Raw genomic sequence first — 23,744 nt, 5'->3', positions numbered from 1 at the left:
GAATTTTTTGTGTTAAGCCTTAGTTGAATGGTCTGCATTGCCTCAATTTATATTGAAAAGTTTTCATTGATTTGTGTAGGCGATGCCTAACTTTTGAAGGATCAAAAGTTACAAAAATCCTTTGTTGGACAAAGGGGATATCCATATCACCCTTGTCCAACGGCGACATCCATGTCGCCTAACGCGGTAGCACGACCACGTTTAAACTGATTTAAATATTTGATAGCTTTTTAATCAGTAAGTTGGGTGAAATAGAATTTTCTGGACAGTTTTGAGTTAGTGTGCTGACTCAGAATTCACAACAAAATTGAAAATAGATGGAATAGGTAGATAACAATGATCGTGATTGTAGAAGCAGTACGTACCGCAATGGGCGGTTTTCAGGGTGCATTATCAGCATGTACAGCACCTGATCTGGGTGCAGTGGCAATTCAACAAGCTGTTGCACGTGCAGGTTTGCAGCCGACAGATATTGATGAAGTGATTTTTGGTTGTGTACTTCCTGCGGGTTTAAAGCAGGGTCCTGCACGTCAGGCGATGCGTCAGGCGGGTTTGCCTGATACCACAGGTGCAACCACAATCAATAAAATCTGTGGTTCAGGTATGAAAGCGGTGATGCAGGCAGCCGATGCAATTAAAGCAGGTTCTGCAAATATCGTGGTTGCAGGCGGTATGGAGTCGATGTCTAATGCACCATATTTACTCGATAAAGCACGTGCAGGCTACCGCATGGGACATGGAAAAGTCACAGATCACATGTTTCAGGAAGGTCTGGAAGATGCTGAAACAGGTTTGTCGATGGGAATCCTTGCGCAGGAAATGGCAGATAAAAAAGGCTATACCCGTGAACAGCAGGATGCTTATGCGATCAGCTCTCTAAATAAAGCCGTTGAAGCAGTCAATAATGGTTATTTCAAAGCTGAAATCGTGTCTGTCACTGTATCATCTCGTAAAGGTGATGTGGTTGTTGAACAGGATGAACAACCTTTAAATGCTAAAGCAGACAAGATTCCAACTTTACGTCCTGCATTTAAAAAAGATGGCACAATCACAGCTGCCAATGCGAGTTCTATTTCAGATGGTGCATCAGCACTTGTCGTCACTTCAGAAGAAGTTGCAGCAGAGCGTGGCTTAAAACCATTAGCAAAAGTTGTGGCATACGCAACCAATTCACAGCATCCATCAGAGTTCACCATTGCACCTGTAGGCGCAATTGACAAAGTGTTGAAGCAAACAGGGTGGGTTGTTGAAGATGTTGATCTTTGGGAAGTGAATGAAGCCTTTGCGATGGTCGCAATGTTGGCGATTGATGGTTTTAATTTAGACCGTGAAAAAGTCAATATCAATGGTGGGGCATGTGCGCTCGGTCATCCACTTGGTTCTTCAGGTTCACGTATCATCGTGACTTTGATTCATGCTCTAAAACGCACAGGCGGTAAAAAAGGCATAGCTGCATTGTGTATCGGTGGTGGTGAAGCGACTGCAATCGCGATTGAACTGATTTAATTTTTCAATCCCTTAAATTTTAAAATTTGATTACTCAAGATTGACCAGCATCCTTGTACGCAAGGGTGTTAGATCGTTGCATGCTGTATTTTTAATTTTTTAGCTATTTTTAGATATATTTTTGAGATTTTTTGAAATGATTAACGGTTTAGAGCGTATTCGCTGTGCGGCTTTGCACGAGAAAGTCATGTCTGTAGAAAAGGCAATTGAGCTGATTCAGGATGGTGATGTGGTGGGGATGAGTGGTTTCGGTGGTGCAGGGGAAGCGAAAACAGTTCCGTTGGCTTTGGTGGATTATGCACAGAATCATCCGATGAAAATTACTTTGGCGACAGGTGCAAGTTTAGGCAATCGTATTGATGGGCGTTTGAGTGATGCGCATGCTTTGGAACGTCGTTATCCTTATCAAGCCGATCCGACTTTACGTAAAGCCATTAACAATGGTGAAGTGATGTATATTGATCAGCATTTGTCAGAACTTGCCGATAATATTCGTCATAAAAATCTACCGAAAATTAATGTCGCCGTGATCGCTGCGACTGCAATTACAGAAGATGGACAAATTATTCCTACTGGTTCATGTGGCAACACTGCAAACTTCGTTGAAATGGCAGATCATGTAATTGTTGAAATTGACAATACCATCAGTCCTGTGCTTGAAGGTGTGCATGACATTTATGTGCCAAAAGCACGTCCGAACCGTGAACCGATTCCACTGACTCAAGCAGGTGATCGCATCGGTACGATTGGTATTCAAGTAGACTCAAGCAAAATTTCTGCGATTGTGATCAATGATCTGCCTGATACTTCATTTAAAATGGATGAGGCAGATGATGAAACCCTTGCCATTGCCAAACATTTGGTTCACTTCTTTGAAAATGAAGTTGCTGTGGGGCGCTTGCCTGAAAATTTAGGACCATTACAGTCAGGCGTAGGCTCGATTGCCAACGCAGTATTTGCAGGTTTTGAACATTCTGATTTTCATGATCTGGAAATGTATTCTGAGGTTTTACAGGACTGTACATTCCAGTTGATTGATTCAGGGAAAATGAAGTTTGCTTCGGGTAGTTCAATGACCTTGTCTGATGATTGCGCTAAACGTGTAATGAATAATTTTGAACAATACAAAGACAAAATCGTGATGCGTCCGCAGGAACTGTCGAATAATCCTGAAATTATTCGCCGTCTAGGCATCATTGCCATTAACACGGCACTTGAGTTCGACATCTATGGTAATGTCAATTCAACCCATGTGACGGGTACGAAAATGATGAATGGCATCGGTGGTTCAGGTGATTTTACCCGTCATGCACATTTAGCAATTTTCGTGACCAAATCCATTGCCAAAGGTGGCGCAATTTCTTCAGTAGTTCCGATGGTGAGTCATTGTGATCATGCTGAACATGATATTGATGTATTGGTGACTGAGCAGGGCTTGGCTGATTTACGCGGACTTGCACCACGTGAGCGTGCTTTGAAAATTATAGAGAAATGTGCGCATCCAAGTTATAAGGCTGATTTATTGAGCTATTTTAATCGTGCCTGTGCATTGGGTGGTCAGACACCACATGTGTTGCGTGAAGCATTGTCCTGGCATGCACAGTTTGAAGAAATGGGTAGTATGAAGTCAGCTTGATTATTGCCGTTTATAAAAAAATCCCCACGATTGGGGATTTTTTTATTGTTGATATTTTAATGGTGTAAATATTTATTCAGACACTTCAACAGTCAGACCATAGGTAAATACTTCAGGCTGAGGTTTTTTGGTGTTGTCCGCGCTCGCTTCAGGATAAGCTGCTGTAATCAGATAAATACCAGACTGTTCAAATTTGATCTCAGTTTCGCCTTTGGCATTGGTTTTTACATGGGGCTGTTCACGTTTAGCATTCGGTTCATAGCTGCTTGCACCCTTGAAGACATCCACTTCAAGTCCAGAAATTGCTTTACCATTCATCAATGCCTGAATTTTCAGGGATTCGCCTGCATAGAGTTCATTTGGATGTGTCAGTAATTTAAATTCAAGTCCTTTGCCAGTCGGGGCAGGTACAGGTGATGGTTTGCCTTTGGTGACAAAACTTTCAGCAATAAACGTATTTTTTACTTCCATAGTCTGCGCATTTGCAGGAACCTGGTCTGCTGCAATAACACGCGGCGGCTGACTGGTTGCTGGTGCTTTCGGTGCAGTTTCAGCTGATTTTGCTGCTGCAGTGTTCTGTGGCATTGGTGGACGTGCCGGACGGACACGTAACCAGCGACCATCTACAAGCGCATATTTGCCACTGTTGCCTACAGCATCCTGAGTACGGATACGGTATGTACCCTCAGCAGGAAGATCAAATTCTGCAATTGAAAAACGTTTCAGGGAAGCTGCAGGGCTGACTGCTTTCTGAGCACCATTGGGTTCAGTTACAATATAAGTCGTTTTGAAGTTGTTACCTGGAACAAAAAACTTTTCGATGGTAATGGCACTCTGGAAACTGATATTCTGCGCTGATGCTGTATCAAAAACCTCTGGCAACAGATAAGGGCTCATGGTGTGAGCATGACTCAATACAGGGAGTGAAGTGAGCAGTGCGATTTTCAACCAGTTGTTCATTGCAGAATTCTCCAGGGTTCATTTTTTCCAATTATTGCGTGCTAATCTACTTGATAACCACTATCATTATCAATAATATTTAGAAAAATATTCTGGAGAATCAGGATGTCATCCAATCCCCCTAAGTTTTATCCAATCCGTTCTGCATTCCGTCTTACCCCATTAATGATGGCTCTGACCCTGATTGCTCCTTTCAGTCTGAATGCTGCATCTGTAAATGCTCCTGAAAGCACTGAGCTGCAGAAACAACTGACGCATCACTTTCATCAGGATCATATTTTAGGGACATCACTTGATGTGGTGGTCAACGGTGTATCACGTCAGGAAGCGAAACAGGCGATGGATGCCATTCGGGCTGAAATTGCGCAGCTGGATCAGAAACTGTCCGTATGGCGTGAGGACAGTGAAATTTCTGCACTCAACAGCAGCAGAGGAAAACAGGTTTCTCCAGAACTGTTTGAAGTGATTGCAGCCTGTGAAAACTGGCGTGATAAAACCTGCGGTGCTTTTGATGCACGACTGGGGCAGCTGATTGCGGTATGGGAGAAAACACAGGGTGTGGTTGAGCCTGATGCAGCTACCCGTGATCAGATTGTGCAGCATTTAAAAAATAATACACTGCAACTGAATGCTGAAAACCGTACTGTGAACATGCAGGAAGGTCTGAAACTTGCACCTGATGCTTATGCCAAGGGTTATATTATTGACCGTGCACTTGTTGCAGCACGTCAGAAAGTTCCTGCGCTTCAGGGACTGCTGGTTGATATTGGCGGTGATATCCGTGTATGGGGAAATGCACCTCAGAAATCAGGCTGGAGCATTGGGGTACAGGATGCCTTTAATCATCATGACCTAGCTGTACCGACACAGGTACTCAGTCTGAATGATCAGGCAGTGGCATTCAGTGGCAAAGGCTACCGTACACTTGCAGGTCAGTCACATTTAATGAACCCTCAGACAGGTTTGCCTTTACAGCAGGTGGAACAGTGTGTTGTGGTTGGAACCTGTGCAGCAGATGCAGATGCACTTGCAACAGCTCTGGCAGCCATGACGCCTGCTGAAGGACTTGAGTTGATTGAATCCCTGATTGGTTATGAAGCACAGCTGACCATGTCAAACGGGCAGACTCATCAGAGTTCAGGCTGGAACAGTCTGTTGCAGCGGACAGATCAGGCGGAAATGCTGACCGTGGCGAGTGCTGCATCGGCAAAATGGCCAGCCGGATATCAGGCAATTGTAGAACTGGTCATTCCAAAACTGGATGTGGAAAAATACCGTGCGCCCTACGTATCTGTGTGGGTGACGGATTCATCTAAAAAACTGGTACGGACACTGGCGGTCTGGGGTAAAGATGAAAAATGGATTAACTCCAACTATGTCTGGTGGAGACGATATGGTCGTCAGATGGCACAACTGGATGCCGTGGCGAAACCATCCAGACAGCCAGGTCAGTATAAACTGGCATGGGATGGCAAGGATGATACAGGTAAAGCAGTTGCTGCAGGGCATTACCAGATTCATGTAGAGACTTCACGTGAACATGGTGATCATTCTTATCAGACCATAGATCTGGACGTAAAAGCAAAAGGTGCGAGTCAGGTGCTGCCTGCACAGACTGAGATTGGCACAGTGAAAATGAATTTCCAGAAAGTAAACTGATACTTCTGACTGAATTAAGGTCGAAATAGTGTACCAACGTCGAGATTTTTACCGCCATGCACGTTATGTGCATGGCTGGTTGTCTGCATTTGCATTTATTGTGCTGATTTTTTTCTCATTGACAGGATTGTTTCTGAATCATCCCGAATGGTTTGAACCTGCAAAAGAGGAAAATACCCAGACCATTCAGATACCTGAAACTGCTTTGGCTCAGCTGAAAGCTGAAGAAAATCCATCATCAGAATTACTGAAAATTGTACGGCAGAAAGCCACGCTGACCGGACGTTATCTGAGCAGTGAAGTCATGGATAATGAGGTGATGATCCGTCTTGAAAGTCCTGCGGGTTCAACTGACATCTGGGCGATGATGGATACCGGTGAAGTTGAAATTACCACCAAACCTGCATCTACAGTGTCCCTGATCAATGACCTGCACCGAGGGAAAAACTCAGGTACAGCCTGGAGTTGGCTGATTGACCTGAGTGCAGTTCTGATCATTGCACTTTCACTGGCTGGATATATTCTGTTCATCAGCATAAAAACCCGACTGGTGACGCATCTGACGCTGACGTCAGCAAGCCTGGCGGTACTGATGTTACTGGTTTGGCTGGCAATAGGCTGAACAGTATGACTCAAGCCGTTGTGATTGTACTTGTCTGTCTGGCGATACTGCTGTGCATATTCCTGATCATTATATTTCTGCTGATTTTTCAGAATAAAAGAAAAGCAGTTCAGACAGAACAGGATTCTGCTGAATATCTGATTGTTTATGCAAGCCAGTCTGGAAATACTGAAAATTTTGCACAGCAGACCGCTCAGCAGCTGCAAAGCGTTGGAGAGCAGGTGCAATGTATGGATATCCAGTTTCTGACAGAAAGTCATTTGCATACCGCTCATAAAGTACTGTGGATGGTCAGTACCTATGGTGAGGGTGATGCGCCAGATACAGCTCAGAATTTTGTGCAGACTTTTATGAGTCAAAAATATGATCTCGCTCATCTGTCTTATGCAGTGCTGGCGTCAGGAGACAGCCGCTATCCTGATTTCTGTCGGTTTGGACAACGTCTGAACAGCTGGTTGCAGGATCAGAAAGCACAGCCTTTATTTGACATGATCTGTGTGGATCAGCAGGCTCAGACGACGCTGAATGTATGGACTCATTGTCTTGAACAGCAGACACGTCATGAACTTGGAAATTTAAACAAAGAAAAGGAATGGACGTCTGTTCAGTTGCAGAAACGTGAATTACTGAATGCGGGCAGTCAGGGCAATCCCTTGTATCATCTTGAGTTTTCATTTGAAGAACTGCAATGGCAAGCCGGCGATATTCTTGAATTACGTTGTGCCAATACTGTGACAGAAATTGAAAAATTTCTGAACAGACACGAACAGCCTGCCTCAATAGACAGTGTACATAAACTGCAGTTTAAGAATTTACGACAGCATCCTGAACAGTACCGGAATGAATCTTTTTTAAACTGGACTGAGCGTTTTGAAAACTTATCATCACGTGATTATTCAATAGCCAGTATCCCTGAGCAGAAAAAAATTGAACTGGTCGTGCGTCAGGAAATAACAGAGACTGGTCTAGGGCTGGGTTCAGGCTGGTTAACACAGGGAATTGAGCAGGGACAGTTTGCTGATGTACGGATTAGGATCAATCCATCATTTCAGGCTGAATCTGATCAGAAGCCCTGTATCCTGATTGGTAATGGATCTGGTATTGCAGGTTTAATGGCTCATCTGCATCAACAGCAACGATCACTATCTTTTGGTAATTGGCTGATTTTTGGTGAGCGTAATAAGCTGACGGATTCATTATTTCAGACGCAGCTGCAACAATGGCAGAGTAATGGCGTGCTGGCAGAACAGGATCTGGTGTTTTCACGTGATGGAAATTCGCTGAAATATGTTCAGGATGTACTGAATACCCGATCAGAACTTTTGAAGCAGATGGTTGAGCAGGGCGCGTGTATTTATGTCTGCGGCAGTATAAAAGGCATGGGACAGGCTGTAGATGATACTTTAACCAGTATTCTTGGGGCTGATTTACTGAATGATCTTAAACAGCAAAGACGTTACAAAAGGGATGTGTATTGAGATGAATAAGTCCTTTTAAAGGCAGTCATTTCAGCATTTTATAAGGCGACATTTATTGTCGCTTTATTCATTGGTCTGACTGTTGTTTTTAAGTTTTCTGATTATACTGTTCTTAACTCATTATAAATTATATAAAAATGGAACAGCTCAACCCAAGCGACTTAAAAGCAATATTACATTCTAAACGGGCCAATATTTACTATCTTGAACACGCCCGTGTCATGCAAAAAGATGGTCGGGTGTTGTATCTGACCGAAGCTAAAAATGAAAATCAATACTGGAATATTCCCATTGCCAATACCACTGTGGTGATGCTTGGCACAGGTACATCCATCACTCAGGCAGCCATGCGTATGCTTGCGAGTGCAGGGGTGTTGGTTGGTTTTTGTGGTGGAGGTGGAACGCCATTGTTCATGGGTTGTGAAATAGAATGGATGACGCCACAGAGTGAGTATCGCCCAACGGAATACATGCAGGGATGGATGCAGTTCTGGTTTGATGATCAAAAGCGTTTAGAAGTTGCTAAGCAATTTCAGCTTTCACGGATCGAATTTATCCGAAAAATTTGGGACAAAGATCGGGATTTAAAAGCCGAAGGTTTTTATTTAGATGATCTGGATATTCAGAATGCCCTGAATGGTTTTGAAAAGAAAATTCCAAATTTAAATAAAGTTGGCGATTTATTGCTTGCCGAAGCTGCAACTACCAAACAACTGTATAAAATCGCGGCAACACGTACAGGTTCTAAAGATTTTAGCCGTAATCCTGAACAGGGTGATTTAGCCAATGACTTTCTTAATCATGGGAATTATTTAGCCTATGGACTCGCTGCAACCACACTTTGGGTATTAGGGATTCCACATGGTTTTGCGGTGATGCATGGTAAAACCCGTCGTGGGGCATTGGTTTTTGATGTGGCAGATTTGATCAAGGATGCTGTGGTTCTGCCCTATGCTTTTATCTGTGCAAAGGAGCGTATGTCTGAGCAAGAGTTCAGGTCTCAGCTTTTGCAGAAATTTATAGAGCATAAATGCCTTGACTGGATGTTCGATCAAGTCAAATTGCAAGCTTGCAGAACGCATGATGTGGATGGGGATGCATGATGATCGTGACCTTTATTTCCCAATGTGAAAAGAAAGCCATTCCACGTACTCGCCGTGTACTTGATGCCTTTGCCGATCGGATCGGGGATAACACGTGGCAAACCGTAATCACGGAAGATGGTTTGATTGCTGTAAAAAAGCTGCTTCGTAAAACTGTGACCAAAAGCACTGCGGTGAGTTGTCATTGGATACGTGGGCGACGTAGAAGTGAGTTGCTGTGGGTCGTGGGGAATAGAAATAAGTTTAATTCAGAGGGAATTGTCCCTGTGAATCGGACGAAGAAGAAACTCGATCAGAATAAATGGGAAAATGATTGGCACTATTTACCTTTAATTAAATCCCTCGTTGCAATATCTGCTCTATTACATGATTGGGGCAAAGCCACAGTTTTATTTCAAAGCAAACTCACAGATAAAAATGGTACTTTTAAAGGTGATCCATTACGGCATGAATGGATTTCCTGTCTTTTACTGAATGCTTTGGTTCATTCATCAGATAATCCCAAATCGGATGATGCATGGTTAAACTTATTACTTAATAAATCATGGAGCGAACAACAGCTTAAAGATGTGGTCGCTCAAAATTTAGATAAAACCAAAGCATTAGATAATCTCCCACCATTAGCACAGTTTGTTGCATGGTTAATTGTGTCACATCATCGTTTACCAAACTTAAAAGATGATGATGAGTTAAAATCTTTTAGTGCTGAACCTGCGGAAAATATTACTGATTTATTTGAATTTATTGAAGTGGATTGGGGCTATCAAAATAAGTTTGATGAACAGGAATATCAGCAACGGCTTTTACAATGTTTTCAGTTTGAACAAGGTTTATTGAGCCAATCGGTTGAATGGACAAAACAAATTAAAAAATGGTCTGCACGCTTGTTGCAGGAAAAAGACAATATTGAACAAGTTTTGTCAGATGGCAGTTGGCGTGTGGTGCTACATCATGCACGTCTATGTTTGATGATGGGGGATCATTATTATTCATCCTGCGAAGCAGACAAAACGTGGAAAACCGATCTAAGTTTAATTGCCAATACAGATTATGAAACCAAACAACCAAAACAGTTTTTAGATGAGCATTTAGTTCGTGTCAGTGACAATGCGATGCGAGTGGCGCAATCCTTAAGCCGATTAGCGGATGAAATGGAACCTGCCTATGATATTCAAAAATTGAAAAAGAAAAGTCCACAAGGTTTTGAATGGCAGGATAATGCAGTCAAAGAGATTAAGCAATTTAAGCAAAAACATGAAGATGCACCTGAGCAAGGTTGGTTTATTGTCAATATGGCAAGTACGGGCAAGGGAAAAACCATCGCCAATGCCAAAATTATGCAAGCCTTGTCAAAAGATGGGCAGTCTTTACGTTATGTGCTCGCATTGGGACTGAGAACTTTAACCTTACAGACAGGTGATTCATATCGTACAGATATAGGTTTAAGCAATGATGAATTGGCGGTTTTAATTGGTTCTAAAGCGATACAGGAACTGCATCATAAACAACAGAATACTGCTGAACAAATAGCAGAAAATTATGATGAAATTGGTTCGGAGTCTTTAGAGAAACTTTTGGATAATGAGCTTGATTATGGCGATATGCCTCAAGCGGATTTTATGAATGTTTTATTCCCAGCAAATCAAGCTGAACGCAATAAAGCCTTTTTATACAAACCTGTTTTGGCATGTACGATTGACCACATTATGTCAGCAACGGAAACCAAGCGTGGTGGAAAATATATTTTACCAAGTTTAAGGCTTTCATCTTCAGATTTAGTGATTGATGAGGTGGATGATTTTAATGGGCAGGATTTAATTGCCATCGCTCGACTCATTCATTTAACAGCGATGTTAGGTCGTAAAGTGATGATCTCATCTGCAACGATTCCACCTGCTTTGGCTGAAGGATTTTTTAATGTCTATCAACAAGGTTGGAAGCTGTATTGCGCTTTTAAAAAGTTAAAACAGACGCAAGTGATGGGCATGTGGGTTGATGAGTTTAAGGCACAGACTCAAACTGTAGATTTAACTGAATCAGACAACATCATTAAACATTATAAGCAGGGTCATGATGCCTTTGTTGCTATTCGGGCAAAGTCTTTGGCTGAACAAATTATTAAACACAAAGCTTATATCATTGAATGTGATGATTTAGTTGCACAGAAAGAACAAAAGCAACTTGATGAAAGTATTCAACAGCAATATTTTGATCGTATTCGACAGAACATTGAGCAGTTGCATCAACATCATCACACAATAGATTCGCAAACAGGTAAAAAAGTGTCTTTTGGTGTGGTTCGGGTTGCTAATATTCCGCCGTGTGTGGCACTGACACAATTTTTACTCAATGCAGAATGGTCTGATAATATTGCACCACGTTCGATGGCATATCACAGTCGTCAGGTTTTATTATTGCGTAGTGAGCAGGAGCGACATTTAGACACGGTTTTAAAGCGTAAAGAAAAACAAGGTGAACAACCTGCCTCATTTTCCAATGACGTGATTCGTCAGCATCTAGACTGTACAGATGCCGAGCATGTGATTTTTATTTTAGTGGCAACACCTGTTGAAGAAGTTGGGCGTGACCATGATTTTGATTGGGCGATTGTTGAACCCTCATCTTATCGGTCAATTATCCAATTGGCAGGGCGAGTCTTGCGTCATCGTCGATTAGAGCAGGACATTCAAGAGCCGAATATAGCGTTATTGCAATACAACTTAAAAGGGCTTCGTGGTGCAAAAGTCGCTTTTGAGAAACCTGGATTTGAAGTTAATAATAATCAATTCAAGTTAAAGACGAAAAATTTATCTGAGTTAATTGATTTGGATGAACATGCGGAGATTAATGCAATTCCCCGTATTCAGGCACAGACCCCATTAAAAGCCACGGAAAAATTGGCTGATCTTGAACATGCTGTTTTAGTGCATAGCCTGACTAACTATAAACAAGTTGGGGCAAAGCCGTTGAATGCATGGCTAACACAGTATTGGTTTTTAACGGCTTTACCGCAAAGATTTACACCATTTCGACAAAGTACACCGAATATTCAATTTTTTGCAGTATATAAAGATCAGAAGCTTGTGTTTTCTGAGAAAGATGATTTAGGTCGTTATATTGATCGTAATGGTTTTTATAAAATTAAGCCTTATGAGTTAAATGAACTGGAACAGCAACGATTGTGGCTGAATCGAAATTATTACGACATTTTGTGTCGTATGGCTGTTGAAAAAATCTCAGAAAATCAGCATATTGATGATGAAATAGAAGAATTATCAAGACGTTATGGGGAAATCATGTTGCCACAATATGATGAAGATAAAACGCTGTTGTATTCAGACCAATTTGGTTTAGTGGTTCAATATTCAAAATAAAGGGAGGGAGACATGACAGAAAGTATTCAGACATTTTTAAATGAAAGAAAAGAACTTTGGTTAAAAGATCGAGTAAAAAAGGCTGAAAATGACACAGAAGTTGCGGAATTACAGCAACAGGCTGATGATAAATTCAGTTTGCAGGAATGGCTTCCTGATGCTGCAAAACGGGTATCGCAGTTATCCATGATGGTGAGCCATCCGAGTAAATTCAGTCATCCAAGTGCCAAAACATCGAGTGTCATTGCTCAGGTTAAGTCTGCTCAAGATGGTTATTTGCGTAGTGGCAATGTGCATTATCCATTAGATGTATTTGGAAATGCCGCTGCGATGGATGTATATAAGTTTTTATCGCTCAGTTTAACGGAAGATTCTACTGTTTTAATGGGCTTTGAAAAAGATGATCAAGATTTAAAAAGTCTGATCGAAAAATCATCTTTGGACTTTGCAAGTTTAAAACAAGCTTTCTTGGTCATTAAAAATGATGATGCTTCAAGTAAGACTGATCATTTGGTGAAACAGGTTTATTTTCCTTTAGAAAATAATGAATACCATTTATTATCTATTTTGACACCATCAGGTTTGATTACACGATTAAAGCAAAGTATTGATCAGTTGCGTTTTTCAGATGCCACTAAAGAAGCAAAAGAGAAACGTAAAAAGAATGAACATGATGCGGAAGGCTATGCCGACATTTTCGATTTAACGGTTACGGCTTATGGTGGTACACAACCCCAAAACGTCAGTGTGTTAAACAGTCAAAATGCGGGTCGTGCTTATTTACTTTCAAGCTGTCCGCCTTCATTTGAAGAGCGAAAGATAAGATTACCAACCCGAGATTTTTTTGAGCAATGTCTTTATTCAAAAGGCTATAAGCAGAGTTTTAAAGAATTACAGGTTCTTATTAGAAAAGATTTAGATGGTGAAACAGGTAAGAGAAAAAATACTTATTTAATACGTAAAGATATTGATAAAACACTTAGAAAAATCATTGAACAAATTCTGTTTAAGGCATTTTGTATTCGTAAATATAAAAAAGAGTGGTCTATAAATGATTCATATAAAACACTACCTTTATATCAACGTATTTGGCTTGATGATTTTTATGAAGAACAGCGTAAAGACGATGATGAATGGTTTGAGGAAATTAGTCTTCGTATTTCAAAATGGATAATTAATGTATATGAAGATAAAGAAATTATTGAAAACTCTTATATGTTAGGCAGCGGTGAGATATTAGCTGTTAAAGAAATTGTGAAAGAGTTGCTTGATGAAGATAAGGAGTTTTTCTAATGCGCCATTTTTTACTTATTCCGCATCTTCAACTCCATAATGCCAATGCCATGAGCAGTCCATATACCATTGGCTTTCCTGCTATGACTGCATGGCTTGGAGCAGTTCATGCTTTACAACGGAAATTAAATCAACAGGGTTGTGACTTAAATTTAAGTAAAGTTGCTGTCAGTTGTCACGATTTTAATTTACAGACCTATAAAGGTCGTGGTGATTTTGTTCACTCCATTGTCGGTACAGCCAATCCGCTTGATAAAGATGGTAATCGACCTGCTTTTATTGAAGAAGCACGTTGCCATTTGGATGTGTCGCTTTTGATTGAAGTTGACTCTTTACCAAATAAAAAAGAGAGCATCTTTTAGAAATTGTGCAGGGCATCGTCGCAAGTATGAAATTTGCGAGTGGTGATGTTCTATCGGTCAAAAAATGTAGTGTTCTGGATTTTGATGAGGATGAAGATCAGGAAAAACAACTACGCCCAATTTTAAATAAACTCATGCTTGGGCATGTGCTGATTGAACGCCGTGATCTTGTTTTAACGAGTATGCAAGAAGGCAAAGATGCTTTGGATAGCGTTTTAGATTATCTCAAAGTTACACATAGCTCGACTCAAGATGAAGAAGGCAAAGTCACTTGGACATCAAAACGTAAAGCACAAGGTTGGCTCGTACCGATTGCGGTGGGGTTTCAGGGGATTTCTGAACTCGGACAAGCAAAAAATCAGCGAGATGCTAGTACACCACATCGTTTTGCAGAAAGTGTGCTGACTTTAGGCGAGTTTGTCATGCCATTCCGCATTGAAAGCATTGATCAGCTACTATGGCAATACCATGTTGATTTAGAAAATGATTTATACCTTTGCCAAAACTTAATAACACTTTAATTGAAAATTTAAATAGGGAAAATTCTCATGGCTAAAAATGAAAAAGCGGTTGCAAGTGTACTTGCATTTGAAAAGAAACTGGTTCCATCTGATGGTTATTTTTATGGTACGACTTGGGCAAATCGTACAGAACAAGCCGCTTTAAAACTGATTGAAAAATCGGTGCGTGGTACGATTTCAAACCGTTTAAAACCTGCGGTTGCAGGCGATCCATTAAAACTCAATGCCGAAGTTGAAAAAGCCAATTTACAAAAAGTTGATGCCTGTGCTTTGGGTGAAAATCAAGACACTTTAAAAGTGGCATTTACCCTTAAAGTTTTGGGTGGAATTGAGCAACCATCTGCTTGTAATAATGAAACTTTTTTCAATTCATATCAAACCGTGGCAAAAAATTATATTGCGCAATATGGTTTTAGCGAGCTTTCAAAACGCTATGCATCGAATATTGCCAATGCACGTTTTTTATGGCGTAACCGTGTTGGTGCTGAAAAAGTTGAAGTTGTGGTAACGGTAAATGAGCAAGAAGCTGTGACTTTCAATGCTTTTGATTACCCACTACATGATTTTGACAATGTTGATGCAAAAGTTCAGCAGTTGGCAGATCAAATTGCTCAAGCTTTAAAAGGTGAAGTGCCTTATTTACTCATTAAAATCGAAGCCTATGCTTTGGTGGGCAAAGCGCAGGAAGTTTATCCAAGTGAAGAACTGGTTCTGGATAAAGGCAAAGGGGATAAAAGTAAAATCCTTTATCAAGTGAATGATGTCGCAGCGATGCATTCGCAAAAAGTAGGTAATGCGTTGCGCACTATTGATACTTGGTATCCTGAGTTTGAGGACAAGCAAACCGCAATTGCGATTGAACCGTATGGTGCAGTAACGAATTTAGGTAAAGCGTATCGTACGCCAAAAGCCAAGCAAGACTTCTTTAGCTTATTTGATAAATATGCACTTGGTGAGAGTTTGGAAAATACAGAGCAGGAGCATTATGTGATGGCTGTTCTTGTTCGTGGTGGTGTATTTGGTCAAAGTTCTAAGGATTAAATATGAAATTTTTTCAGGAAATTACCTTGATTGATCAAGCTGAAATTTCCCCATATTTCATTTGGTCTAAGCTCTATACCCAATTACATATTGGCTTGGCAGAGATCAAAGATGCAAATGAAAAAGTAAATATTGGGCTAAGTTTCCCTAAATATATTTACGAACAGGGTGATGAAGCCAAAAAATTGAAAGTGCATTTGGGAGATAAGCTTAGGATCTTTGCTGAAACTCAGGCTGAACTAGAAAAATTAAACATTTCCAAGTGGTTGGAGCGTTTAATGGATTATTTGCATATCACATCTATTCGAGAAGTACCTGAAGCAAAAATTTCAGGTTATGCAACCTATAGTCGTAAACAGGTCAAAACCAATGCTGAGCGATTGGCACGTCATCGTGCGAAACGTGGTGATATTGGTTTTGATGAAGCATTGGCACGTTATAGCAATGTAGTCACGACTACAGACTTACCTTATATTCAAATGAAAAGTTTAACGTCTGACAAAAGCTTTAAACTGTTTATCGAAAAGAAATCTGCGACAAAATCTGAAACTCAGGTTTTTAGCACTTATGGTTTGAGTTCAGTGTCGACTGTACCTGAATTTTAACCCAATATTTTTTTATTCTTTAACAGTTTAATAAAATCAATAAGTTATAAATGTGGGCTAAAACTTGGGTCTTTTATAGGTTTTAAGGTTTAACTCACTGTTATAACTTTATTTTTTGCTATAAAATTACTGTTCACTGCCATGTAGGCAGCTTAGAAATGAAACCAGTTTCGAGCAGGAACGTATGAAAGGTTCACTGCCATGTAGGCAGCTTAGAAATGTGATTTTTATAACCCTGCAGATAATTGGATGTTCACTGCCATGTAGGCAGCTTAGAAAATGCACTCCCGTCTGCAAGATGCAGATCTTATGTTCACTGCCATGTAGGCAGCTTAGAAACGGTAAAGAAATATGAACAGGCACGTATATAAGTTCACTGCCATGTAGGCAGCTTAGAAATTTTTGAGCACATTTAACCTGTACATGTCTGCGTTCACTGCCATGTAGGCAGCTTAGAAAAGTACAGTGATGAGCAGTGATGTCAGGTCGAGGTTCACTGCCATGTAGGCAGCTTAGAAAGTGAAACGAATTAAGCTGAGAAAGCCCCCAAGGTTCACTGCCATATAGGCAGCTTAGAAATATTTCATAAGTAAATGTAAATTCAGTTTCAAGTTCACTGCCATATAGGCAGCTTAGAAAACCAAAACCAATACATCCTTTGAATTTTTCTTGTTCACTGCCATATAGGCAGCTTAGAAACCGCGTATGCGTCAGGTGCCGTTCAATATTAAGTTCACTGCCATATAGGTAGCTTAGAAATTCGATCTTCGTAATCTGAATACATCTTCACGGTTCACTGCCATGTAGGCAGCTTAGAAATCTTGGTGCTTATTTCTTGTCTTATCTCGGTGGTTCACTGCCATGTAGGCAGCTTAGAAAAGAATTTTGAATGATTCAACAGACCGGCTTTAGTTCACTGCCATATATAGGCAGCTTAGACACTCAAGAATTATTCAACAAGGGGAGAGTATTGCCCAGTAAAGTACTTTAAATTTTTATATGTCTATAAAGTAGTTTGCTTATGGGTAAATAAAGAATAGTGTGGAATCACCAAACATAAAAAAGCCCCGATCTTTCGATCAGGGCTTTTCATATTCTGGAGCGGGAAAGGAGACTCGAACTCCCGACCCCAACCTTGGCAAGGTTATGCTCTACCAACTGAGCTATTCCCGCAATAGGACGCATTATAGAGAGTTTAACTGAACTGTCAACACTCGGTCATGCAAATTACATTTAATTGCTGAATTAATCAGCACGACGCCAGATTGTACCTTGACGGGTATCTTCCAGCACCACACCCTGATCAAGCAGAGACTGACGAATGTTATCTGCCTGAGCAAAATCTTTGGCTTTCTTAGCATCAACACGCTGTTGAATCAGATCTGCAATCTGTTCTTCAGTTAGACCTAAAGCTTCCTGTCCAATATCAGATTTTAAGAAGTCATCTACATGATGCTGACCTAAGCCAAGAATATTGCTGAGGTAACGTAAAGTAGAGTAGTAAATTGCAGACTGTTCAGCATTTTCTTCTTTTACAGCACGGTTCAGTTCTTTAATCACTTCAAACAGCACAGCAAGTGCTTCAGATGTATTGAAATCATCACGCATCACTGTATTGAAACGCTCAACTAAAGTTTCATCTACAGTTTCAGCAGTTTGAGTGCCATATACCTGTTCATACGCTTTAAACGCATGATAAAAACGGGTCAGGGCATTCTTGGCTTCTTTCAGGGCAACGTCAGAGAAGTTCACTGGACTGCGATAGTGTGATGACACAATGAAATAACGGATCACTTCAGGGTGGAATTTTTCCATCACATCACGAATGGTAAAGAAATTGCCTAAAGATTTAGACATTTTTTCACCATCGACATTGATGAAACCGACATGCATCCAGTAATTTACATACTGTTCGCCTGTAGATGCCTCTGATTGCGCAATTTCATTTTCATGGTGTGGGAAAGTTAAGTCTGAACCACCACCATGAATATCAAAATGATTGCCTAAGCAGCAGGTAGACATGGCAGAACATTCAATATGCCAGCCCGGACGACCATTACCCCAGGGGGATGCCCACGATGGTTCATTTTCTTTGGCATGTTTCCACAGGACAAAGTCAAAAGGATGTTTTTTCTCAACTTCCACATCAACACGTTCAGATGCGCCTGCCTGCATATCTTCAAGTTTACGACCTGAAAGACGACCATATTTTGCAAATTTTTCAACTTCAAAATACACATCACCATTTGTAGATGGATATGCAGTACCTTTATTCACCAGGTTGCCAATCATGTCCTGCATCTGGTCAATATAATCTGTTGCACGTGGTGCTTCATCAGGTTCAGCACAACCTAAACGTGCGGCATCATCATTCATGGCTTTGATGAAGCGATCAGTCAATGCTGTAATGGTTTCACCATTTTCGTTGGCACGGGCAATGATTTTGTCATCAATGTCAGTAATATTACGTACATATCTGACGTTCCAGCCCTGACTGCGCAGGAAGCGGATAATATAGTCAAATGCAACCATGACACGTGCATGCCCAATATGACAGTAATCATAAACGGTCATACCGCAGACATACATGTCGATCTGTCCTTCTTTACGTGGAACAAATTCAACTTTTTTACGTTGTTCTGAATTATAAAGAACGAATGGTTGCATAGGTCTTCTAAGTGCTTCTGTATAAGGGTGACTCATCTTAACCTAAGCACTTTTGTTCATAAAGTTAAAATAAAAATAAAGATGGGTTTTAAGAAAATAATTGATTGTTATTTTCTTAAAACGATTTAATAATCAAAATCATCGGTTTCAAATTAGTAGTTCGATGGCTTTGATCCATCACGCTCAGTCAAGTTGGTTCAAGCGGAAAAGACATCAGAACTTATACAGTATATGGAACAGATTGCAGGTGTGATGAACTAAGTGAATCAGACTTTTTCTTTGTTTGGTGAAGTGGAAAAAGTTAGACCAACGAGTCTATTAAAGAAAAATAATGGTAGCTAAATGAATAAAATTCACACAGTAAGATGGCTTGCAATATTTTGTTGTTTGACAGGTTGTGAACAAAGTAAAGAGCCTGAATTTAAAGCACCAATGGGGCCGTATGGATTACCTTATCGAGTTGGAAGCCTGGCAGGAAAACCAGTTAATTTGGGTGAAGAAGTAAGATGGTTAGAATATGAAGATTCTCCTTTACTGAAAAGTGAAAATCGTTACAAAGGATATAAACCACCACCACGGAACTATAAGTCTGTTGTCACTAGTTTTGAAATTATTATGAAATATACAACAGGTGCACCATTAATGAGATATTATAAGGCACCACAAGCCCCAGTAAAACAATATGATGCGGAACAAAGTGACCCAAATAATAAATGGATATACATAGGTGTAAATGCTGGAGTTAGATATTTAAAAAACACTAATTTAACGGAAATTTTTTTTTAAAACTTTATTGAATGAAAAAGATCAGCCTAAGAGTAAAGCTGAGAATTATAAATTTCATTTTAAATACTTACCAACAAAAAAAATAGAAGAAGGCCTCGAAAAATATATACCGCACCCTATTTGGGTTGAATTCTATGATTATGAAGATACAGACGATTTATATATCCAAAAAAATAATGAAAATAAAGTTATAACTTCTATTAGATGTTCAAATACGAACGTTGATTTAGCAAGAAAGTGTTCAATGACCTGGACTCTTGAACCAAAAATGAAAATACTTTTAAAGGTTACTTTTCAAAGAAGTAATTTAAAGGACTGGAAGTTAATAAAAAGACTGTCAGAAGAAGAAGTTAATAAATTGTTTATAAATAAGATGTTAGATTAGCAGATTTGCACTTAATTTTACCTGATGAGGTTCCAAAGCTCTTTTTCCGACGCATCAGGCTCCATTAATAATCAACGCCATTCTGACTCCTTCAATTGGTAGTCAAAATTCTCCATCAAGATAGAAATTCTGTATAAATCGTGAAAACTTACACATTTGGAAACGTGCTATTTGCACAGGTATGATAAAATTGCGAAAATTATTTTTTGCTTTCAGAGCACACCGCTCTCATGAAGTTAAGGTAAACCGACTTTGAATCCTCCAAATATACCGAATCAGATTGATTTTCAGAAAGTTGCCATTGAAACACTCTCCATAGAGCAGCATGCCCTGGAAGTGTTGGCACATCAGATTGATGAACGTTTTACCAAAGCCTGTGAAATTATCCTGCAATGCAAAGGTCGCCTTGTTGTTACAGGTATGGGGAAGTCAGGGCATATCGGTCGTAAAATGGCAGCAACTTTTGCTTCTACAGGAACACCGTCATTTTTTATGCATCCGGGTGAAGCAGGTCATGGTGATCTGGGAATGCTGGTCCGCGGCGATGTGCTGATCGCCATTTCCAACTCAGGCAAAAGCGATGAAATCATGATGCTGATGCCTCTGATCAAGCATCTGGAAGTTCCTTTAATTACTATCAGTGGTGATGACAAAGGTCCTATGCCACAGAATGCAGATGTTGCTTTAACTCTGGGTAATATTCAGGAAGCCTGCCCACTGGGTCTGGCACCGACCTCCAGCACCACAGCGACGCTGGCACTGGGGGATGCACTGGCTGTTGCTTTACTTGAAGCCCGTGGTTTTACCGCAGATGATTTTGCAATGTCACATCCGGCAGGTGCACTGGGTAAACGTCTGTTACTGCATGTGAAGCACTTAATGCATACAGGTGATGAACTTCCAAAAGTTTCGCCAGATACACCAATGAACAAAGTTCTGTACGAAATCTCCAACAAAAGACTCGGTTTGACCACAATTGTAGATAAAAATGATACCTTACAGGGCATTTTTACCGATGGTGATTTACGTCGTCTGATTGACCGTCAGCAGGGTTTTGATGTCAACCTGCCGGTGTCGGAAGTGATGGTGAAAAATCCGTCTACCATTTCCCAGGAAGCTCGGGCAGTTGAAGCACTGGAAAAAATGAACGAAAAGAAAATTAACCAATTTATTGTGGTTGATGACGCAAACAAAGTGATTGGCGTGATCAGCATGCATGATCTGATACAGGCTGGAGTAAACTGATCCATGGCTTCTTATGTTTTACTTGAACAGGCACGTCATATTGAAGCTCTCGTTCTGGATGTGGACGGCATACTCAGCGATGGTTTTGTCACACTGACCAACAGTGGTGATGAAATAAAATCTTTTGATATCCGTGATGGACTGGGAATGAAACTGGTTCAGCAGGCAGGTGTCAAGGTCATTATTATTACGGGTCGAAGCAGCAAAATTGTTGAAAAACGTATGTCTGATCTGGGGGTGGATCTGGTTTTTCAGGGGCGTGAAGACAAAGGTACAGCATTAAGAGAAGCGTGTGCTCAGCTGGGTTTAAAACCTGAAGACTGTCTGTATATGGGAGATGACTGGCCTGATCTGTCAGCATTTGCAGTTGCAGGCATGAAAGTGACCGTACCGAATGGTCATGTGGAAGTTCGCCGTCGTGCAGACCTTGTGACTCAGGCTTATGGTGGACGGGGTGCTGTCCGTGAAATATGTGACATGATTCTGAAATCAAAAGGTGTTTACGAAGAGTTACTTGAAAAGTACATCGCAATCCCACATTAATTGTTCATCTATCAAAGGTTTGAGTCTGGCACCACGCTTATGGATACAAAGATTATATATGTAACGGCAATTGCCATTGCTGCTGTAAGTGGTGGATATTACTATTACAGTGGTAAAGGTAAGAAGCTTGACGTGGATTCTGCCAGAAACATGACGTATTCAGCAGAGAAAATAAATCTTACGCAGACCGATGAGAATGGAGATCTGCATGTGCGTGCTCAGGTGGATAAACTTGAGCAGGACATGCAGCAGAAGACGTCAAGTCTGAAAAATCTGAATGCTTCCATGTATAAGGATGGAGCCGTGGATTCGACCTTTTTTGCCAGAACTGCAAAAGGGTTTAATGACAATGAAAAAGTGATTCTGTCTGATCAGGTTGTCGTTGTCAGATTAATGCAGCAGGGAAAAATGGAGTTTCTGACGGATGAGCTGACCGTATTGCCTAAAACACGGGAGCTTGAAACAGAAAGTCAGGTGACAGTCCATTCACCACAGGCAGAATTTGTCAGCCAGGGGTTGAAAGCCAGTTTAAATGATGGTCAATACGAATTTTTTAATATTCGAGGAAAGTATGAACCTAAATAATCAACAAAGTTTTGCCAGAACTTTCCTTAAACAGATAATGCTGACCGGACTGACTGCACTGACAGCTTCAATGGCTTTTGCAGTGCCATCAGACCGTAATGAACCAGTTTCACTGGTTGCTGACCGTGCGACGTTTAATGAAAAAACAGGGATTACCACATATACAGGTAATGTCATCATTGAACAGGGAACTATGAAGCTTCAGGCAAACTCCATTGTTGCGAATCTGAACAGCAACAAAGAAATCAGTGTCATCACTGCAACCGGCAGTCCAGCACGTTTTCAGCAGAAAACTGACCAGGCAAAAGGTCTGGCAAAAGGACAGGCGCAGAAAATTGTGTATAACGCAGAAACAGGCATTCTTACACTGGTGGGCAATGCATTACTGCAACAGGATGGCGCAAGTATTCAAGGGAACAGTTTACGCTACAGTATGAATAAAGGGGATATTGAAGCAACGGGTACACCGAACAGTACAGGTTCGTCCGCTGGTCGTGTAAAAATTGTTATTCCACCATCCAGTAAAAAATCTTTCCCGGGAGCCCGTGACTGATGGAGCAGACTCAGAAACAGGTACAGACCCTGTGTATCCGGCATCTTGCGAAAAACTACAGTAAGCGCTGGGTGGTTAAAGATGTTTCTTTTAAAATGCAGAGCGGTCAGATTGTAGGTTTACTTGGACCTAATGGTGCAGGAAAAACAACCAGTTTCTATATGGTGGTCGGTCTGGTCCGTATGGATAAAGGTGAGATACATCTGGATGATCTTGATCTGTCTGATCTGGCGATGCATGAGCGTGCTCGAAAAGGTATTGGATATCTGCCACAGGAAGCTTCCATTTTCAGAAAGCTGACCATTGCTGATAACATCATGTCCATTCTTGAAACAAGAAAAGATCTGAATAAACAGCAAAGGCAGCAAAGACTGGAAGAGCTGCTTGCCGATTTTAAAATTACCCATATTAAAGATTCTCTGGGTATGAGTGTGTCAGGTGGTGAGCGTCGACGTGCTGAAATTGCACGTGCACTGGCAGCCGATCCTAAATTCATGCTGCTGGACGAACCCTTTGCAGGTGTCGATCCGATTTCAGTGGGTGACATTAAAGATATCATCCGTACACTGAAAGACCGTGGAATTGGCGTACTGATTACAGATCATAACGTAAGGGAAACACTGGCAATCTGTGAGCATGCGTATATTGTCAGTGAAGGTGCGGTGATTGCTGAGGGGGCTCCACAGGAAATTCTTGAAAATGAAACAGTTCGGCAGGTTTATTTAGGTGAAGATTTCACCGTTTAATCTTGTATAAGCTCTGACGATCATGTATTAATGAATACATGATCGTGAAAATACTTTAGAATTAAAATGACGTA

Annotated in this window: 19 protein-coding genes, 1 tRNA gene, 2 pseudogenes and 1 CRISPR repeat array; of the genes and pseudogenes, 19 read left to right on the top strand and 3 right to left on the bottom strand. The window is 40.8% G+C overall.

Annotation, left to right across the window (positions count from 1 at the left end; translation table 11 throughout):
* The first annotated feature begins 330 nt into the window (after positions 1–330).
* Both CDG60_RS11500 and scpC read left to right on the top strand, forming a co-directional pair.
* Positions 331–1,506 carry a thiolase family protein gene (locus CDG60_RS11500; RefSeq protein ID WP_171405506.1) on the top strand — a complete coding sequence of 392 codons (1,176 nt, stop codon included), beginning with the start codon at positions 331–333 and terminating at the stop codon, positions 1,504–1,506.
* Positions 1,507–1,642: 136 nt separating this feature from the next.
* Complete coding sequence (gene scpC / locus CDG60_RS11495; protein ID WP_087512535.1) at positions 1,643–3,142, top strand: succinyl-CoA:acetate CoA-transferase ScpC; 1,500 nt, start codon at positions 1,643–1,645, stop codon at positions 3,140–3,142.
* Between the two features lie 72 nt (positions 3,143–3,214).
* On the opposite strand, the gene CDG60_RS11490 is transcribed toward scpC, so the two are convergent.
* The gene (locus tag CDG60_RS11490) at positions 3,215–4,102 is read right to left on the bottom strand and encodes a DUF4198 domain-containing protein (protein ID WP_087512536.1); all 888 of its coding nucleotides are present in this window, start codon (positions 4,100–4,102) and stop codon (positions 3,215–3,217) included.
* Positions 4,103–4,207: 105 nt separating this feature from the next.
* Between CDG60_RS11490 and CDG60_RS11485 the strand changes: the two genes are divergently transcribed.
* The 9 genes and pseudogenes from CDG60_RS11485 to cas6f all read left to right on the top strand — a co-directional run bounded on the left by CDG60_RS11485 (position 4,208) and on the right by cas6f (position 16,160).
* A complete protein-coding gene (locus CDG60_RS11485; protein ID WP_087512537.1) occupies positions 4,208–5,761 on the top strand; it encodes a DUF2271 domain-containing protein in 1,554 nt (517 codons plus the stop codon).
* Between the two features lie 28 nt (positions 5,762–5,789).
* Positions 5,790–6,383 carry a PepSY-associated TM helix domain-containing protein gene (locus CDG60_RS11480; protein WP_087512538.1) on the top strand — a complete coding sequence of 198 codons (594 nt, stop codon included), beginning with the start codon at positions 5,790–5,792 and terminating at the stop codon, positions 6,381–6,383.
* 5 nt (positions 6,384–6,388) lie between these two features.
* Positions 6,389–7,861, top strand: coding sequence for a sulfite reductase subunit alpha (locus tag CDG60_RS11475; protein WP_087512539.1), 1,473 nt, complete (start codon positions 6,389–6,391; stop codon positions 7,859–7,861).
* A 137-nt stretch (positions 7,862–7,998) separates the two neighbouring features.
* On the top strand, positions 7,999–8,964 hold the full coding sequence (gene cas1f, locus CDG60_RS11470; protein ID WP_087512540.1) for a type I-F CRISPR-associated endonuclease Cas1f: 966 nt from the start codon (positions 7,999–8,001) through the stop codon (positions 8,962–8,964).
* On the top strand, positions 8,964–12,338 hold the full coding sequence (gene cas3f / locus CDG60_RS11465) for a type I-F CRISPR-associated helicase Cas3f (RefSeq protein ID WP_087512575.1): 3,375 nt from the start codon (positions 8,964–8,966) through the stop codon (positions 12,336–12,338). Before cas1f ends, cas3f begins: the two co-directional genes overlap by 1 nt.
* Before the next feature lie 12 nt (positions 12,339–12,350).
* Entirely contained in the window at positions 12,351–13,631 is a 1,281-nt protein-coding gene (gene csy1 / locus CDG60_RS11460; RefSeq protein WP_087512541.1) for a type I-F CRISPR-associated protein Csy1, read from the top strand.
* A pseudogene (gene csy2 / locus CDG60_RS11455) lies at positions 13,631–14,514 on the top strand (type I-F CRISPR-associated protein Csy2). Before csy1 ends, csy2 begins: the two are co-directional and overlap by 1 nt.
* A 27-nt stretch (positions 14,515–14,541) precedes the next feature.
* A complete protein-coding gene (csy3, locus tag CDG60_RS11450; protein WP_087512542.1) occupies positions 14,542–15,555 on the top strand; it encodes a type I-F CRISPR-associated protein Csy3 in 1,014 nt (337 codons plus the stop codon).
* A gap of 2 nt (positions 15,556–15,557) precedes the next feature.
* Positions 15,558–16,160, top strand: a complete 603-nt coding sequence (cas6f, locus tag CDG60_RS11445; RefSeq protein WP_087512543.1) for a type I-F CRISPR-associated endoribonuclease Cas6/Csy4 — start codon at positions 15,558–15,560, stop codon at positions 16,158–16,160.
* A 131-nt stretch (positions 16,161–16,291) separates the two neighbouring features.
* Positions 16,292–17,039: direct repeats of the CRISPR family, unit length 28 nt; unit sequence GTTCACTGCCATGTAGGCAGCTTAGAAA.
* A 218-nt stretch (positions 17,040–17,257) separates the two neighbouring features.
* Here cas6f and CDG60_RS11440 read toward each other — a convergent pair.
* Both CDG60_RS11440 and cysS read right to left on the bottom strand, forming a co-directional pair.
* Positions 17,258–17,333 (bottom strand) — tRNA-Gly (locus CDG60_RS11440).
* Positions 17,334–17,405: 72 nt separating this feature from the next.
* Positions 17,406–18,827 (bottom strand): cysteine--tRNA ligase, encoded by a 1,422-nt coding sequence (cysS, locus tag CDG60_RS11435; protein WP_087512544.1) that lies wholly within the window; start codon positions 18,825–18,827, stop codon positions 17,406–17,408.
* A 159-nt stretch (positions 18,828–18,986) separates the two neighbouring features.
* Here cysS and CDG60_RS18440 point away from each other — a divergent pair.
* The 8 genes and pseudogenes from CDG60_RS18440 to lptB all read left to right on the top strand — a co-directional run.
* Positions 18,987–19,169 (top strand): annotated as a pseudogene (locus tag CDG60_RS18440) (hypothetical protein); the annotation flags it as partial.
* Positions 19,170–19,613 carry a hypothetical protein gene (locus CDG60_RS18435; protein WP_227542872.1) on the top strand — a complete coding sequence of 148 codons (444 nt, stop codon included), beginning with the start codon at positions 19,170–19,172 and terminating at the stop codon, positions 19,611–19,613.
* A 7-nt stretch (positions 19,614–19,620) separates the two neighbouring features.
* Positions 19,621–19,998: a hypothetical protein gene (locus CDG60_RS18430; RefSeq protein WP_227542871.1), complete on the top strand. Its 378-nt coding sequence runs from the start codon at positions 19,621–19,623 to the stop codon at positions 19,996–19,998.
* Positions 19,999–20,265: 267 nt separating this feature from the next.
* Positions 20,266–21,243: a KpsF/GutQ family sugar-phosphate isomerase gene (locus tag CDG60_RS11420; RefSeq protein ID WP_087512576.1), complete on the top strand. Its 978-nt coding sequence runs from the start codon at positions 20,266–20,268 to the stop codon at positions 21,241–21,243.
* 3 nt (positions 21,244–21,246) lie between these two features.
* The gene (locus CDG60_RS11415) at positions 21,247–21,786 is read left to right on the top strand and encodes a KdsC family phosphatase (protein ID WP_087512545.1); all 540 of its coding nucleotides are present in this window, start codon (positions 21,247–21,249) and stop codon (positions 21,784–21,786) included.
* Between the two features lie 39 nt (positions 21,787–21,825).
* Complete coding sequence (lptC, locus tag CDG60_RS11410) at positions 21,826–22,371, top strand: LPS export ABC transporter periplasmic protein LptC (RefSeq protein ID WP_087512546.1); 546 nt, start codon at positions 21,826–21,828, stop codon at positions 22,369–22,371.
* Complete coding sequence (gene lptA, locus CDG60_RS11405; RefSeq protein ID WP_087512547.1) at positions 22,358–22,924, top strand: lipopolysaccharide transport periplasmic protein LptA; 567 nt, start codon at positions 22,358–22,360, stop codon at positions 22,922–22,924. Before lptC ends, lptA begins: the two co-directional genes overlap by 14 nt.
* On the top strand, positions 22,924–23,670 hold the full coding sequence (gene lptB, locus CDG60_RS11400) for an LPS export ABC transporter ATP-binding protein (RefSeq protein ID WP_087512548.1): 747 nt from the start codon (positions 22,924–22,926) through the stop codon (positions 23,668–23,670). The genes lptA and lptB overlap by 1 nt, the downstream gene beginning before the upstream one ends.
* Positions 23,671–23,744: the final 74 nt, after the last annotated feature.

This window comes from Acinetobacter chinensis, from assembly GCF_002165375.2.
Classification (GTDB): Bacteria; Pseudomonadota; Gammaproteobacteria; order Pseudomonadales; family Moraxellaceae; genus Acinetobacter; species Acinetobacter chinensis.
This window is presented reverse-complemented; position numbering and strand designations above follow the sequence as displayed.